The organism is Streptomyces sp. AV19 (assembly GCF_015999245.1).
In the GTDB taxonomy this organism is placed as follows: Bacteria; Actinomycetota; Actinomycetes; order Streptomycetales; family Streptomycetaceae; genus Streptomyces.
Genome location: NZ_JAEAMR010000075.1, coordinates 1 through 1414, shown reverse-complemented (window position 1 = coordinate 1414; position 1414 = coordinate 1). Strand labels below are relative to the sequence as shown.

Sequence of the window (1414 nt, the reverse complement as noted above, 5' to 3'; positions counted from 1 at the left end):
CATGTACCGCGCGATCACGGACCCGATGCTGGACAGCCTGCTGGCGTACTGGCCCCTGGAGGACATCGACGGCTCGCTGAGCATGACCTCCGCTCTCACCTCCGGGTCAGTCATGGAGATCTCCGGGACACCGGACCTCGCCGCCTTCGCCCGCTTCCCCACATCCGACCCGCTGCCCGTCATGACCGCCTCGTCCTTCGGCGGCGGGATCGCCAAGTACTCGACGTTCAGCCAACTCCAGGTGCGGTTCCTGCTCTTCGTGCCCGCCGAGGGGCTCCCGGATGCCCAGGCGATCTGCCGCCTGACCATGAACTCCATCACCCTGAGCTACTTCGATCTCACCTATGAAGCCCTCACCGGCGGGGTCCGGCTGCGTCCCCTCGACTTCGACGAGGCCCTCCTCGCCGGGGGAGTCGACGAGTTCGGCGACATCCGGGGAAAGCTGCTGCGGGTCTCGATCGAACTGGCCGACACCAGCCCCGGCGTCGCCTGCACCGTCCGCCTGGTCGACCTGGAACGGGGCACGACGACCGTCGGGACCGGCTCCCTGGCCCTCTCTTCCCTGTCCAGGCTGCGCTACATCACCATGGCCTCCGCCTCCCTCGGGCACGCCGAGGGGCTCACCGACAGCGTGGTCGGCCATGTCACCGCCCAGTCCACCATCACGTCCATCACGGACATCGGTGTCAGAGGCAACCCCGTCGGGGAAAAAGCCGGCCGCCGCATCCAGCGGACGTGCGCGGAGGAAGGCGTCGCACTCGACTGGATCGGCGACCTGGACGACACCGTCGCCATGGGCGGCCAGCCGAAAAAGAAGCCCCTCGACCTGATCCAGGAATGCGTGGAGGCCGACCTCGGCATCCTCTACGAGAATCTCGCGGTCTTCGGTCTCGGCTACCGGCCGCGGACCTCGCTGTACAACCAGGACGCGGTGCTGACGCTGTCCTACTCGGCGAACCAGCTCTCGGCCAGCCTCGACCCCGTCGACGACGACCAGTTCACGCACAACGACATCACCGTCACCCGCGACGGAGGCGGTACCACCCACACCTCCCTGACCATCGGGCCCATGGGCACCGCCGACCCGCCGGCCGGGATCGGGACCTACGGCGACCAGGTCGGGCTGAACATCGACTCGGACGCCACGCTGGACGACCAGGCGTCATGGCGCCTGCACATGGGCACGGTGGACGAGGCCCGGTACCCGCAGATCAGCGTCAACCTCGCCCACAACACCTTCACGGCAGCCCCCGCGCTGAAGGCCGCCGTCCTCGACTTGCGCCAGGGCGACCGGATCGTCATCACCGACCCGCCCACGTGGCTACCGCCGGACAACATCAGCCTCATCATCCTCGGCTCCAGCGAGACGATCGACCACTTCGAGCACCGCATCACCCTCAACTGCGCCCCGGCC

At 68.1% G+C, this 1414-nt stretch carries 1 pseudogene; it reads left to right on the top strand.

Going from position 1 to position 1414, the window contains the following annotated elements:
• Positions 1-25: 25 nt before the first annotated feature.
• Positions 26-1414 (top strand): annotated as a pseudogene (locus I5Q34_RS33310) (hypothetical protein); the annotation flags it as partial.